Annotated in this window: 11 protein-coding genes; 7 read left to right on the forward strand and 4 right to left on the reverse strand. The window is 68.0% G+C overall.

The features are described 5' to 3' along the window. Nucleotides 1-62 precede the first annotated feature (62 nt). The 4 genes from yidC to rpmH are packed head-to-tail and all read right to left on the reverse strand — an operon-like array spanning nt 63 to nt 1972. Nucleotides 63-1091, reverse strand: a complete 1029-nt coding sequence (gene yidC / locus BN1701_RS26555) for a membrane protein insertase YidC (RefSeq protein WP_054053285.1) — start codon at nt 1089-1091, stop codon at nt 63-65. A 3-nt stretch (nt 1092-1094) separates the two neighbouring features. After that, complete coding sequence (gene yidD / locus BN1701_RS26560; protein ID WP_054053287.1) at nt 1095-1424, reverse strand: membrane protein insertion efficiency factor YidD; 330 nt, start codon at nt 1422-1424, stop codon at nt 1095-1097. Beyond that, nucleotides 1421-1822, reverse strand: coding sequence for a ribonuclease P protein component (gene rnpA / locus BN1701_RS26565; RefSeq protein WP_054053290.1), 402 nt, complete (start codon nt 1820-1822; stop codon nt 1421-1423). The genes yidD and rnpA overlap by 4 nt, the downstream gene beginning before the upstream one ends. Nucleotides 1823-1834: 12 nt before the next feature. After that, a complete protein-coding gene (gene rpmH / locus BN1701_RS26570) occupies nt 1835-1972 on the reverse strand; it encodes a 50S ribosomal protein L34 (RefSeq protein ID WP_054053292.1) in 138 nt (45 codons plus the stop codon). Nucleotides 1973-2475: 503 nt separating this feature from the next. Between rpmH and dnaA the strand changes: the two genes are divergently transcribed. The 7 genes from dnaA to gyrA all read left to right on the forward strand — a co-directional run bounded on the left by dnaA (nt 2476) and on the right by gyrA (nt 14728). Beyond that, complete coding sequence (gene dnaA / locus BN1701_RS26575) at nt 2476-4014, forward strand: chromosomal replication initiator protein DnaA (protein ID WP_054053294.1); 1539 nt, start codon at nt 2476-2478, stop codon at nt 4012-4014. A gap of 894 nt (nt 4015-4908) precedes the next feature. Beyond that, complete coding sequence (dnaN, locus tag BN1701_RS26580) at nt 4909-6042, forward strand: DNA polymerase III subunit beta (RefSeq protein WP_054053296.1); 1134 nt, start codon at nt 4909-4911, stop codon at nt 6040-6042. A 28-nt stretch (nt 6043-6070) separates the two neighbouring features. Next, the gene (gene gnd, locus BN1701_RS26585; protein ID WP_054053298.1) at nt 6071-6970 is read left to right on the forward strand and encodes a phosphogluconate dehydrogenase (NAD(+)-dependent, decarboxylating); all 900 of its coding nucleotides are present in this window, start codon (nt 6071-6073) and stop codon (nt 6968-6970) included. Then, nucleotides 6970-8124, forward strand: coding sequence for a DNA replication/repair protein RecF (recF, locus tag BN1701_RS26590; RefSeq protein WP_054053300.1), 1155 nt, complete (start codon nt 6970-6972; stop codon nt 8122-8124). Before gnd ends, recF begins: the two co-directional genes overlap by 1 nt. A gap of 112 nt (nt 8125-8236) precedes the next feature. Continuing rightward, nucleotides 8237-8857: a DciA family protein gene (locus tag BN1701_RS37575; protein WP_369800624.1), complete on the forward strand. Its 621-nt coding sequence runs from the start codon at nt 8237-8239 to the stop codon at nt 8855-8857. A gap of 195 nt (nt 8858-9052) precedes the next feature. Then, nucleotides 9053-11029, forward strand: coding sequence for a DNA topoisomerase (ATP-hydrolyzing) subunit B (gene gyrB, locus BN1701_RS26600; RefSeq protein ID WP_054053302.1), 1977 nt, complete (start codon nt 9053-9055; stop codon nt 11027-11029). A gap of 51 nt (nt 11030-11080) precedes the next feature. After that, on the forward strand, nt 11081-14728 hold the full coding sequence (gene gyrA, locus BN1701_RS26605; RefSeq protein WP_054053304.1) for an intein-containing DNA gyrase subunit A: 3648 nt from the start codon (nt 11081-11083) through the stop codon (nt 14726-14728). The last annotated feature ends 14 nt before the right edge of the window (nt 14729-14742 follow it).

Consider the following 14742-nt stretch of genomic DNA (forward strand, 5'->3'; position numbering starts at 1 on the left):
GGTCTTCTCGGACTCCTGCACCGTCTCCGGCACGGTTTCTCCTCTCCAGGTCCAGCAACGCCTCAGCGGTTCTTGCGACCTGACTTCTTACGGGATCGGTCTGAGATCAGACCGGGAATCTCGGTGCCGGACGTGCCGTTGGCCGCGGGCGGCTTGGGGGTGGGGACACCCTTCGCGTCGGTCGCGTCCGTGGCGTCGGCGGCGGTGTCGGGCTTGTCCTCCGACTTGGCCGGGGTCGGGCCCTTCCGCTGCACCGGCTTCTGGCCGGGTTTCGGCGCGGCCGCGGTGCGCTTCTCGACGACGGCGGCCTTCTTCTCGGCCTCTTCGTTGTCGATCTTGCGGTACACGAAGTGCTGCTGCGCCAGCGTCCAGCCGTTGTTGCTCAGCCAGTAGAGAAGCAGGCCGATGGGGAAGAAGAAACCACCGATGAGCACTCCGAGCGGGAACATGTACAGCGTCAGCTTGTTCATCATCGCGGTCTGCGGCGTGGCCTGCTCCGGGTTCTGCCGGGCCACCGAGTGGCGCGCGGTCAGGTGGGTCAGGATGCTCGCCGCGATCATCAGCGGCACCGAAACGCCGATGATGGCGCCGCGGGAGACCTCGAACCCAACCAACTCGGCGGCGGGCTGGGTGATCCAGTTGCCCAGTCCCGCGCCGAAGAGGTCGGCCTGGATGTAGGACGAGACACCCTGCTCGTCGAAGAAGTAGTTCATGGTCTTGCCGGGCTTGAACTCACGCAGCACGTGGAACAGACCGAGGAAGACCGGGATCTGCAGCAGCATCGGCAGGCAGCCGCCGAGCGGGTTGACGCCGTGCTGCTGCTGCAGCTTCGCCATCTCCTGCTGCAGCTTCTGCTTGTCGTTCTTGTACTTCGCCTGCAGCTTCTTGATCTCGGGCGCGAACTCCTGCATCTTGCGCATCGACCGGACCTGCTTGACGGTCGGCTTGTAGAGGATGCCGCGCAGAGTGAAGACAAGGAACACGATGCCCAGCGCCCAGGACACCGCACTGGCATCACCGAACACGTGGCCGAAGACCCAGTGCCAACACCAGAGGATGAAGGACACCGGGTAGTAGATGAAATCGAGCACTGACTACTCCTCGGCAGCGGTCGGGTCGGCCGGGGTTGAGGTCCCGGACTGGTTCTTGGGGTTTCGGGGCGGGACCGGGTCGAAGCCACCGGGGTGCCACGGTCCGCAGCGCAACAGCCTGCGCAGCGCCAGCCAGCTACCGCGGCCCGCGCCATGGGTGGTCAGCGCGGTCACCGCGTACTCGCTGCAGCTGGGATAGAACCGGCACGCGGGCGGCAGCACCGGCGAGATCCACCGCCGGTAGACCCGCACGGGTACGAGGAGCACACGGGCGATCGGGCCGGGGCGGGCAGCACCAGCCTCGCGGTCGCGGACCGCGGTCGACTCGTTCACGCCTCACCACCGTTGTCGTCGACGGCCAGGTGCAGCCTGCGGAATGCGGCATCGAGGTCCTGGCCGAGTTCGGCGCTCGTCGCGGCGGCGGCCGGGGGAAGCGCCCGAACAACCAACGTGGTGCCCGGCCGCAGAGTTCCGAGGCGGGCCATGGCCAGGTGCCGCAGCCTGCGGGTGACCCGGTGTCGGACCACCGCGTTGCCCACAGCCTTACTCACGACGAAACCGACCCTCGGCGACACGGTGATCCACGTCGCGCGAGGGTCGGCTTCGGTAGTCGCTTGCTTCCACTCGGTCACGGCGTGCACCACCAGTCGGGGACGTCCGGCACGGCGTCCCTTGCGGGTCACCCTCTGGAAGTCCGCGCTGCTGGTCAGCCGAGCGGCCGCAGGAAGCACGGCGGCCTGGAATCAGGCCGACAGCTCTTTGCGGCCCTGGCGGCGACGGGCAGCCAGGATCGCGCGGCCCGCGCGGGTCCGCATGCGCAGACGGAAGCCGTGGGTCTTGGCCCGACGACGGTTGTTCGGCTGGAAGGTGCGCTTGCTCACGGCTCGTTCTCCCAATACTGGCTGGCCAGGTGGTTCTGGCAAGTACTGTCTGCCGCCCCCTGCCGGGCACGGCATGGACAAGCTCGCGCGACAACCAGTGACGGGCACGCAGAACTCGCCCGCCGCAAGCGGGAGACCTTATGAGGGTACGCACCCGGTCCGCCCGCATCAAACCGGGGTCCCTATCGCCTGGCCCCGACAACCGCTCGGCGACACGCCGAGCGGTTCCACATCCTTGCCCCCGCCACCGTCTTGTGGCGACCGACGAGCCTTGTTAGCGTGCGTTCCCTTGCCGACGGACATGGGGATGGGAGCCCTGCCGAGCCGTCGTCGCCGGGCCACTGAGTACCGTTAACCCTTCAGGCGCGGTTTCCTCTGCGGTTCGCCGTACCTTCGTGCACAGTTGTGGACAACCCTGTGGATGCAGGTTTGACGGCACCCGTGAGCGGGACCAGTCTGAAGGAATCGCAGGACAAGCCGACGAGGGGAGGGGAGCGGCGCCGATGTCGGACGACCAGCTGAATCTGGCTGTGGTCTGGGAGCAGGTTGTCCGGGAACTCTCCGCGGGAACGCTGTCCCCCTCGCAGCGCGCGTGGATGCGAATGACCCGGCCCATCGGGCTGCTCGACGGCACCGCGCTGCTGTCGGCCCCCAGCGATTTCGCCAAGGAAGCCATCGAGCGCGCCCTGCGCGAGCCGATCACCGACGCGCTCTCGCGCAGACTCGGCCGCTCGGTGTCGCTGGCGGTCAAGGTCGACGTCGCGCTCGCCCCGCCCAAGCCCGCCCCACCCGTCCAAGCCCCGATCCAGGACGGCCTCCTCGGCGAGGAGCAGCCCGCCGCGATCGCGGTCGAGGCGCCCCCGTTCGGCGATGCCGACGACGACGGCGAGGAAGTGGACGAGGAGGGCGACGCGCTCGCCACCGTCCACGAGATCTGGCCGACCTTCACCGGCCAGCAGCCCGCCAGCGGCCAGCCCTTCACCGCGCCCGCCCAGCCGCAGACCTCCAAGACCCGCCTGAACGAGAAGTACACCTTCGACACGTTCGTCATCGGCGCGTCCAACCGCTTCGCCCACGCCGCCTCGGTCGCGGTCGCCGAGGCGCCCGCCCGCGCGTACAACCCCCTCTTCATCTGGGGCGAGTCCGGTCTGGGCAAGACACACCTGCTGCACGCGGTCGGCCACTACGCCCAACGCCTGTTCCCCGGGATGCGCGTGCGGTATGTCTCGACCGAGGAATTCACCAACGACTTCATCAACTCGCTGCGCGACGACCGGAAGGTGGCGTTCCAGCGCCGCTACCGCGACATCGACGTGCTGCTGGTCGACGACATCCAGTTCCTGGAAGGCAAGGAAGGAACTCAGGAAGAGTTCTTCCACACCTTCAACACGCTGCACAACGCGAACAAGCAGATCGTGGTCTCCTCCGACCGGCCGCCCAAACGGCTGGAGACGCTGGAGGACCGGCTGCGCACTCGCTTCGAGTGGGGCCTGATCACCGACATCCAGCCGCCCGAGCTGGAGACCCGCATCGCCATCCTGCGCAAGAAGGCCGCGCAAGATCGGCTGGCCGCACCCGCCGAGGTGCTGGAGTTCATCGCCGCCCGGGTCGAGGCGAACATCCGCGAACTCGAAGGCGCCCTGATCCGGGTGACGGCGTTCGCCTCCCTCAACCGCCAGCCCGTCGACGTCAGCCTCGCCGAGATCGTCCTTCGCGACCTGATCCCCGACTCGCATGCCCCGGAGATCAGCGCCGCCACGATCATGGCGGTCACCGCCGAGTACTTCGGCGTCTCGATCGACGACCTGTGCGGACCCGGCAAGACGAAAGCGCTTGCGCAGGCCCGCCAGATCTCGATGTATCTGTGTCGAGAGCTGACCGACCTCTCGCTGCCCAAGATCGGCCAGACCTTCGGCGGCCGCGACCACACCACGGTCATGCACGCGGACAAGAAGATCCGCAAGGAGATGGCCGAGCGCCGCCGGGTCTACGACCAGGTCCAGGAACTGACCTCCCGGATCAAGCAGCGCGCCCGCGGCTGACCGCCGCCGCACCTCTCTTCTCCCCTCCCCACCCACGAGCGTCGTTCGATGGCGCCCCGGTGTCCCATCGGCCCACGCCGATCGCTGGAACGCGCCTCTTTATTGCGATGGTGGACGGCCGCCCACACCGCCAGAAAAGTTCGTCTGCGACGGGATCCGGTGAGGTGATCGGTCGCCCGTGACAGGCGACCCGCGGCGCTCCCCCTCGCGCGCCTCCGGCTGAATCGGCGTCCGAAAAGGGACGATCTAGCCTGATCGGCGTCGCCCGACCGACGCGATCGGGCTCGCGTCAGCGGGCCGTGAACGGTCCGCTGCCACCCGGATGCCCCCTCAGACCGCCCATTCGCATCTTTTCTGCGGGGGTGGACGGGCCGTCCACCCCCGCAGAAAACTTCCGAAGCCCGGATTTGGCGTGTCCTGCGTCACCGGTACGGGGGATTCACCTGTGTACAACCCTGTGGGTGGCGAGAGCCGCGCCTGGGGGCTACTCGGCTCAGATCTGGGGATGCCGCTGTGGACAACTTGGGCCATCTGTGGACGGAACCGAGGAGGCCAGAAACCATCCACCGACGGCCCAAGTTGTCCACCGGTTCGCCCCCCGGTCATCCACAGACCCGCACGGCGAACTACCAGCGAGAACGAGGGTTGTCCACACAATCCACAGCCCCTATTACTACTGCTGTTCTTGTTCTCCCTAAGAAGAAGAAAAGAGCAGAAACAGGGGATCGCCGAATCTGGGGACAGCTCGCCTCGACGGCCTCCCGGCCGCACGGTGCCCCAGATGACGAGCACGCCGATCACGCTCTACGGTTGGGCCCTACAGCGTGGACAGCTCGACGGACCCGCCTCGCAGGATCGGTGAGGGGGGACCGGTCGGGCCTGGAAAGGACTCCCATGAAGATCCGCGTCGAGCGCGACGGCCTTGCCGACGCCGTCGCCTGGGTCGCGCGCAGCCTCCCGTCCCGGCCTCCCGTCCCCGTCCTTGGCGGGGTTCTGCTCGATGCCGGTTCGACGGACGGCGCCGAAGGACTCACCGTTTCCGGTTTCGACTACGAGGTGTCGGCCACGGTCGGCATCCCGGCGACGGTGGCCGACGGCGGCCGCACCCTGGTGTCGGGCCGATTGCTCGCCGACATCACCAAATCGCTGCCCGCCCAGCCGGTCGAGATCTCCGTCGACGGCTCGCGGGTGGCGATCACGTGTGGCAACGCCAAGTTCAGCCTGCCGACCATGCCGGTCGAGGACTACCCGCAACTGCCCGCGATGCCGCAGCACGCCGGTGAGCTGGCGGGCGAGGTCTTCGGCCAGGCGGTCAGCCAGGTCGCCGTGGCCGCGGGCAAGGACGACACCCTGCCGATGCTGACCGGTGTCCGGGTGGAGATCGCGGGCGACAAACTGACCCTCGTGGCCACCGACCGCTTCCGGCTCGCGATGCGCGAGTTCGAGTGGAAGCCGTCTGGCGACGTCGACGACGCCGCGGTGCTCGTGCCCGCGCGGACCCTGGCCGAGGCGGCCAAGGCGCTGGGCAGCTCCGGGCGAACCGTCGAGCTGGCGCTTTCGCCCGGCGACGGCCTGCTCGGCCTGTCCGGGTCCGGCCGCCGCGCGACCACGCGGCTGCTCGACGCGGAGTTCCCGCGCTACCGCCAGCTGCTGCCCTCCGAGCAGACCTCCGCCGCGGTGATCGCCGTCGCGCCGCTCGTCGAGGCGATCAAGCGCGTGTCGCTGGTTGCCGAGCGCGGCACCCAGGTCCGGTTGGAGTTCACCGACGGCGGGCTGCGCCTCTCCGCCGGTGGCGACGACGAGGGCAGCGCCGAGGAAGAGCTGCCGGTCGACTTCACCGGCGACCCGGTGACCATCGCGTTCAACCCGGGCTACCTGCAGGACGGCTTGGCCGCGCTGCACGCCGACCGCGCCGAGCTGTCGTTCACCACGCCCAACCGCCCCGCGCTGATCAAGCCGGTCGGCGAGAACGGCGAGGTCACCCCCGGCTACCTCTATCTGCTGATGCCGGTCCGCCTCCCGGGCTGATCCCGCCGAACCAATCGAGAGGACATCGATCGTGCAGCTCGGACTGGTCGGCCTGGGCAAGATGGGCTTCAACATGCGCGAGCGGCTGCGCGCCGCCGGGCACGACGTGGTCGGCTACGACCGCAACCCCGAGGTCAGCGACACCGAGTCGCTCGCCGACCTCGCGGCCAAGCTCGACGCGCCGCGCGTGGTGTGGGTCATGGTCCCGGCCGGTGAGCCGACCCGGCAGACCGTCGCCGAGCTCGGCGGGCTGCTGGGCGACGGCGACCTGGTGATCGACGGCGGCAACTCCCGCTTCACCGACGACAAGGTCAACGCCGAACTCCTCGCGGCGGCAGGCATCGGCTACCTGGACTGCGGTGTGTCCGGCGGGGTCTGGGGTCGCGAGAACGGCTACGGCCTGATGGTCGGCGGGTCGGCCGCCGACGTCGAGAAGGCGATGCCGATCTTCGACGCGCTGCGCCCGGAGGGTCCGCGCGAAGAAGGCTTCGCTCACGCGGGCGACATCGGCGCGGGCCACTTCGCGAAGATGGTGCACAACGGCATCGAGTACGGCCTGATGCAGGCCTACGCCGAGGGCTACGAGCTGCTGGCCGCGTCCGAGGTCGTCACCGACGTCCCGGCCGTGCTCAAGGCGTGGACCCGCGGCACCGTCGTGCGGTCCTGGTTGCTGGACCTGCTGGTCAAGGCCCTCGAAGAGGACCCGGGCCTGGCGGAGCTGACCGGTTACGTCGAGGACTCGGGCGAGGGCCGGTGGACCGTCGAGGAGGCGATCAACCACTCGGTGCCCGCGCCGGTGATCTCCGCGGCGCTGTTCGCGCGGTTCGCCTCGCGCCAGCAAGACTCGCCCGCGATGAAGGCGGTCGCGGCGCTGCGCAACCAGTTCGGTGGACACGCCGTGCACAAGGCCGCGGGTGAAGTGAAGTAGTGCACGTCCGGCACCTGCAGGTCGCCGACTTCCGCTCGTGGGAGCTGGCCGACCTGGAACTGGAGCCGGGCCCGGCGGTGCTGGTCGGTGCGAACGGCCAGGGCAAGACCAACTTGGTCGAGGCGATCGGGTACGTGGCGACACTGTCGTCGCATCGGGTCGCCTCGGACACGCCGCTGGTCCGGCACGGGTGTCAGCGCGCGATCATCCGCACTGCCGTGGTCAACGACGGTCGCGAGCTGACCGTCGAGCTGGAGATCACGCCGGGCAAGGCGAACCGGGCGCGGGTCAACCGCGGTCCCGTCCCGCGCACGCGCGACGTCCTCGGGATCTTGCGCACTGTGTTGTTCGCGCCGGAGGACCTCGCGCTCGTCCGGGGCGACCCGGGTGAGCGGCGTCGGTTCCTCGACGACCTCTTAGTACTGCGCGCGCCGCGGTACGCCGGGGTGCGCGCCGACTACGACAAGGTGATGCGTCAGCGAAACGCCCTGCTCAAGAGCGCGTCGACCAACCGCCGCGCGCGCCGCGCCGACCCGGACGCCCTGTCGACGCTCGAAGTGTGGGACGGACACCTCGCCACCCACGGCGCCGAACTGCTCGCGGCCCGGCTGGACTTGGTCGCCGACCTCGGCCCGCGGGTCGCCGCCGCCTACGCCGGGGTGGCGCCGGAGTCGCGGCCCGCGGTGATCGCGTATCGGTCAAGCGTCGTTGGCCTGCCAGCCGGCTACGGCCGGCCCGACGGAGAGCGCGCCGACGCCGACGTGGTCGCCGAAGCGCTGCTCGCGGAACTGGCGGTTCGGCGCGAAGCCGAGCTCGATCGCGGGGTCAGCCTGGTCGGACCGCACCGCGACGAGCTGGAGTTGGTGCTCGGCGAGGCGCCCGCCAAGGGCTACGCCAGCCACGGCGAGTCGTGGTCGTTCGCGCTCGCGCTGCGGCTCGCGTCCTATGAGTTGCTCAGGTCCGAGGGGAGCGAGCCGGTGCTGGTCCTCGACGATGTCTTCGCCGAACTGGACCGACGGCGCAGGCAGCGACTCGCCGAAGTCGCCGTCGCGGCCGAACAAGTGCTGGTCACCGCCGCGGTGGAGGAGGATGTCCCCAGCGAACTCGCGGGGACGCGGTACGAGGTGGCCGACGGGGAGGTGCGACGTGTCTGACGATCTGTTCGGCGGCACCATTCGGCCCAATGATCTCCCGCGCGCGGTAACCCATCGGAGTGTGACGCGACCCACATCTGGGGACAACCCTGTGGATAGTGTGGATAACACCGTGACTGAGCGTCCGTCCGGCGTAGTCGCGAGCCCCGCTACCGGGGATGAATTCACGCCTCAGAGTGGTCGTGAGAGCGATTCATCCACAGTTGCCACGCAGAGTGACGGGACGCCGCTGCGTGGCCCTGATCTAGCCAGAGCTGCCCTGGAGGCCGCGCGGAAGTCCGCCGAGGCCAAGCGCGCCCAGCGGAAACGCCGTGTTCCACGTGGAACATCGACCGGTTCGCGGGCCCGGCGGCGCTGGTCCGGGGCGGGCGCGGACGAGCGCGACCCGCAGCCGTTCGGCAGGCTCGCCTCCCGGATCGCGGTCGACCGGGGGTGGAACGAGCAGCTCGCGGGCGGCCAGGTGTTCGGCAAATGGGCCGCGCTGGTCGGCGCCGAGGTCGCCAAGCACGCCAAGCCGGTCGCGCTCAAGGACGGCGAGCTGACCGTCGCGGCCGAGTCGACCGCCTGGGCGACCCAGCTGCGCCTGCTTCAACGACAACTGTTAGGCCAGATAGCCGCCGGGGTCGGCCGCGGCGTGGTCAAACGCCTCAAGGTCCAGGGGCCGACGGCGCCGAGCTGGCGACACGGCCACTTCCACGTTCCCGGGCGCGGCCCACGGGACACCTACGGTTGATTTTCGCGGCTTTGGACCGCCCGTCTGGCGTCGGGACTCGCGCTCGTTCACATCCGACGCTCTGAGAACCAGCCAGGGGTGTCCTTGACCCGGTTCTGGGCGACCGCACCAGTAGTATGTACGAGGGGTGCGTGCGGCGAGGGGCCGCGCGCCGTCCGGGAGTCGGTTTTCGAGGCACGAGGAGACACCGAACACGTGGCAGCGAACAAGCAGGAAAACTCGTACGGTGCCGGATCGATCGGTGTTCTCAAAGGGCTCGAAGCGGTCCGCCTGCGTCCCGGCATGTACATCGGCTCGACCGGTGAGCGCGGTCTGCACCACCTGATCTGGGAGGTCGTCGACAACTCCGTCGACGAGGCGATGGCGGGGCACGCGACCAAGGTCGAGGTCACCCTGCTCGCCGACGGCGGCGTCCGCGTCGTCGACGACGGCCGCGGCATCCCGGTCGACGAACACCCCGAGGAGAAGCGGTCGGCGCTGGAAGTCGTCATGACCGTGCTGCACGCGGGCGGCAAGTTCGACAGCGACAGCTACGCGGTGTCCGGCGGCCTGCATGGCGTAGGAATTTCGGTGGTCAACGCGCTGTCGACGGTGCTCGAGGCCGAGATCAAGCGCGACGGCCACATCTGGAGCCAGCGCTACGAGGACTCCAAGCCGGTCACCCCGGTCCAGCAGCACGGCGCGACCCGCGAGAACGGTACTTCGATCACGTTCTGGGCCGACCCGAGCATCTTCGAGACCACCGAGTACAACGCCGAGACCGTCGCCCGGCGCCTGCAGGAGATGGCCTTCCTCAACAAGGGCCTCACCATCCACCTGCGCGACGAACGCGTGTCCGACGAGGAGACCGAGGAGGACGCCAGCGGCCTGGCGGCCCGGGTCAAGGAGCGCACCTACCACTACCCAGGTGGCCTCGAGGACTTCGTCAAACACATCAACCACGCGCGCGAGCCGATCCACAAGAGCGTCATCGCCTTCGAGGCCAAGGGCAAGGGCATCGAGGTCGAGGTCGCGATGCAGTGGAACACCGGCTACAGCGAGTCGGTCTACACCTTCGCCAACACGATCAACACCCCCGAGGGCGGCACCCATGAGGAGGGCTTCCGCGCCGCGCTGACCCGGGTGGTCAACGTCTACGCGCGCGACAAGAAGCTCCTCAAGGAGAAGGACGCGAACCTCAGCGGTGAGGACGTCCGCGAGGGTCTCGCCGCGATCGTGTCGATCAAGCTGGCCGAGCCGCAGTTCGAGGGCCAGACCAAGCAAAAGCTCGGCAACACCGAGGCCAAGACCTTCGTGCAGCAGACCTGCAACGAGTGGCTGGCCGACTGGTTCGAGCGCAACCCGGCCGACGCGAAGACCATCGTCACCAAGTCGGTGTCCTCGGCCCAGGCCCGCATGGCCGCGCGCAAGGCGCGTGAACTGGTCCGCCGCAAGGGCGCGCTCGACATCGGCGGCCTGCCCGGCAAGCTCAAGGACTGCCGCTCCACCAACCCGGAGGAGTGCGAGCTCTACATCGTCGAGGGCGACTCCGCGGGCGGCTCGGCCAAGGAAGGCCGCGAGTCCCGCTTCCAGGCCATCCTGCCGATCCGTGGCAAGATCATCAACGTGGAGAAGGCCCGGATCGACCGGGTGCTCAAGAACACCGAGGTGCAGAGCCTGATCACCGCCCTGGGCACCGGCATCCAGGAAGACTTCGACGTCTCCAAGCTGCGCTACCACAAGGTCGTGCTGATGGCCGACGCCGACGTCGACGGCAAGCACATCACCACCCTGCTGCTGACCCTGCTGTTCCGCTTCATGCGCGGCCTGATCGAGCACGGCCACGTGTACCTGTCGCAGCCGCCGCTCTACAAGATCAAGTGGCAGCGCATCGAACCGGAGTACGCCTACTCCGACCGCGAGCGCGACGGCCTGCTCGAAGCGGGTCTCGCCGCTGGCAAGAAAATCAACAAGGAAGACGGCATCCAGCGCTACAAGGGTCTCGGCGAGATGAACGCCGACGAGCTGTGGGAGACCACGATGGACCCGGCGCACCGTCTGCTCCTCCAGGTCACCTTGGACGACGCGGCCACCGCCGACGAGTTGTTCAGCGTCCTGATGGGCGAAGACGTCGAAGCCCGACGCTCCTTCATCACCCGAAACGCCAAGGACGTGCGCTTCCTCGATGTGTAATCCGTCCACTGTGTACACATCGAGCGCCAGCCAGGAAAGGAACGTTGCATCGTGACTGAGACCCTGCCGCCGACCGGCGACCGTGTCGAGCCAGTCGACATCCAGCAGGAGATGCAAAGCTCCTACATCGATTACGCGATGAGCGTCATCGTCAGCCGCGCCCTCCCGGACGTGCGCGACGGCCTCAAGCCGGTACACCGCCGCGTGCTGTACTCCATGTACGACACCGGTTTGCGCCCGGACCGCAGCTACGTCAAGTGCTCCCGCGTCGTCGGCGACGTCATGGGTAACTACCACCCCCACGGCGACTCGTCCATCTACGACACCTTGGTGCGTCTCGCCCAGCCGTGGTCGATGCGCTACCCGTTGGTGGACGGCCAAGGTAACTTTGGGTCACCGGGTAACGATCCGGCCGCCGCCATGAGGTACTGTGTTTCGGCGGATTCACTCGTTCGCGTGGCCGACGGCACTACTCAGCGTATCGGCGACATCGTTCCAGACGCCATGCCGAACAGTGACAACCCGATCGACCTGAAGGTCCTGGACCAGCACGGCAACCCGGTCCACGCGTCCATGCTGTTCCACTCGGGCGACCACGAGACCCTGAAGCTCACCACCCGCGAGGGCTACGAGCTGACGGGAACGCACAACCACCCGGTGCTGTGCCTGGTGAATGTGCTGGGCGTGCCGACACTGCTGTGGAAGCTGTTGGAGGAGATCGCGCCTGGCGACCGAGTCGTCATGCAGCGGACTGAGCAGGCCGAAGACAGCGCGACGCTGGTTCGCGACTACGCCGCCGCGATACTCGCGGGCGCGTTCGTCAGTGAGGGTTTTGTCTCGGAGTCCCGCGCCGGATTCAACAACGTTGACGAGAGCTACTTCCGGTTCGTTCTCGACGCCTACGACACCGTCGTCGGCGGCGCCCGGTATGTCTCTTCGCGGGTGATCGCGTCCGGATCGCTGCTTCATGAGATCGACATCCACAACCTCACCCACCTGCGTGAGTCGGTACTCGCCGACATGGTCGGTGTGCGCAGCGCCCAGAAGCACGTCCCGGACTTCATCTGGCGCAGCGGTGTCACGATGAAGCGGGCGTTCCTCAGCTCGCTGTTCACCGGCGACGGCTCGTGCTCAGCGCTTCCGCGCAACTCGGTTCAGATTTCGTACTCGACGCGTAGTGCTCGGCTTGCCGCCGACGTTCAGCAGCTCCTGTTGGAGTTCGGCGTGGTCAGCAAGCAGGTCAGCTACGACGACGGCGAATTCAAGGTGGTCATCACCAACCGCCGCGACGCTCGCCTGTTCGCCGTGAATGTCGGGTTCCTGCAGGCGAAGCAGGAGAAGCTCGTCGCGCTCCTCGACGCCATCCCAGTCGACAGCCAAGCGATGATCACCGATCGGATCACCGACACCGAGGTGCTCGACGTCGTCGAACCGTTGGTGGACGGGCGGTTCTACTACGCCGAGGTGAAGTCCATTGTGGAGGCCGGGGTCCGGCCGGTGTTCAGCCTCCGCGTCGACACCGACGACCACGCGTTCATCACCAACGGGTTCGTCAGCCACAACACCGAAGCCAGGCTCACGCCGCTGGCCATGGAGATGCTGCGCGACATCGGCGAGGACACCGTCGACTTCGTGCCGAACTACGACGGCAAGACCGAAGAGCCGGTCGTCGTCCCGTCGCGCATTCCGAACCTGCTTGTCAACGGCGGCAGCGGTATCGCCGTCGGCATGGCGACGAACATCCCGCCGCACAACCTGCGTGAGGTCGCCCAAGGGGTGTTCTGGGCGCTGGACAACCCGGACGCGTCCGACGACGAGTTGCTCGCCGCGCTGCTGACCAGGATCAAGGGACCCGACTTCCCGACCAACGGTCTCATCCTTGGCACGCAAGGGATCGAGGACGCGTACCGGACCGGCCGCGGCTCGGTTCGCATGCGCGCGGTAGTCGAGGTCGAGGAGGACGCGCGCGGTCGCACGATCCTTGTCGTCACGGAGTTGCCCTACCAGGTCAACCCGGACAACCTGATCGAGAACATGGCGCAGCTCGTGCGCGACGGCAAGCTCACCGGCATCTCCGAGATCGCCGATGAGTCGAACAAGCGCAGCGGCCAGCGCATCGTCATCGGCCTCAAGCGCGACGCCGTGGCGAAGGTGGTGCTGAACAACCTCTACAAGCACACCCAGCTCCAGCACAACTTCGGCGTCAACATGCTGGCACTGGTCGACGGCGTGCCGCGCACGCTGCGCCTCGACCAGATCATCCGGCACTACGTCAAGCACCAGGTCGAGGTCATCGTCCGGCGCACGAAGTACCGGCTGCGCAAGGCCGAGGAGCGCGCGCACATCCTGCGCGGGTACGCCAAGGCCCTCGACATGCTCGACGAGGTAATCGCCCTGATCCGCCGCTCGCCGTCGGCCGACGAGGCCAAGAGCGGGCTGATCACCCTGCTCGACGTCGACGAGATCCAGGCGACCGCGATCCTCGAACTCCAGCTGCGCCGCCTGGCCGCCCTGGAGCGGCAGAAGATCATCGACGAACTGGCCGACATCGAGCGCATCATCGCCGACCTGCAGGCCATCCTCGCCGACCCGCAGCGCCAGCGGAAGATCATCCGCGACGAACTCGCCGAGATCGTCGAGAAGCACGGCGACGACCGGCGCACCCGGATCCTGCCGTTCGACGGCGAGGTGTCGGTCGAGGACCTGATCGCCGTCGAGGACGTCGTCGTCACGATCACCCGCACCGGCTATGCCAAGCGCACCAAGACCGACCTCTACCGCGCGCAGAAACGCGGCGGCAAGGGCGTGCAGGGCGCCGCGCTCAAGCAGGACGACATCGTGGCGCACTTCTTCGTGTGCTCCACCCACGACTGGATCCTGTTCTTCACCAACAAGGGCCGCGTCTACCGCGCGAAGGCCTACGAGCTGCCCGAGGCCAACCGGGCCGCACGCGGCCAACACGTGGCCAACCTGCTCGCCTTCCAGCCAGACGAGCAGATCGCCCAGGTCATCGAGATCAAGGACTACACGGTCGCGCCGTACCTGGTGCTCGCCACGCGCGACGGCCTGGTCAAGAAGTCCAAGCTGAGCGACTTCGACAGCAACCGCGCGGGCGGCCTCATCGGCATCAACCTGCGCGAAGAGGACGAACTCGTCGGCGCGGTCCTGTGTTCGGCCGATGACGACCTGCTGCTGGTGTCCGCCGGCGGTCAGTCCATCCGCTTCCACGCCAGCGACGAGGCACTGCGGCCGATGGGCCGAGCCACCTCCGGCGTGCTCGGCATGCGCTTCAACGCGGGCGACGAACTGCTGACGCTCGGCGTCGTGCGCGAGGACGTGTTCGTTCTGGTGGCCACCGACGGTGGGTACGCCAAGCGGACGCCGATCGAGGACTACTCAGTGCAAGGACGCGGCGGCAAGGGCGTGCTGACCATCCAGCACGACTCGCGTCGTGGCAGGCTGGTCGGTGCGGTGATCGTCGACATCGACGACGAGCTGTACGCGATCACCTCGGCCGGTGGTGTGATCCGCACCACCGCGGCCGAGGTACGCAAGGCTGGCAGGCAGACCAAGGGCGTCCGTTTGATGAACCTGGGTGAAGGGACCACCCTGGTAGCCATCGCACGAAGCGCGGAGGACGTCGCCGACCCCGACGGGGCCGAAGACGACCAGGCCGCGACGCCGACCGACCAAGAGTGAACGCGCAGACGTAG

It is taken from the genome of Alloactinosynnema sp. L-07 (assembly GCF_900070365.1).
Lineage (GTDB): Bacteria > Actinomycetota > Actinomycetes > Mycobacteriales > Pseudonocardiaceae > Actinokineospora.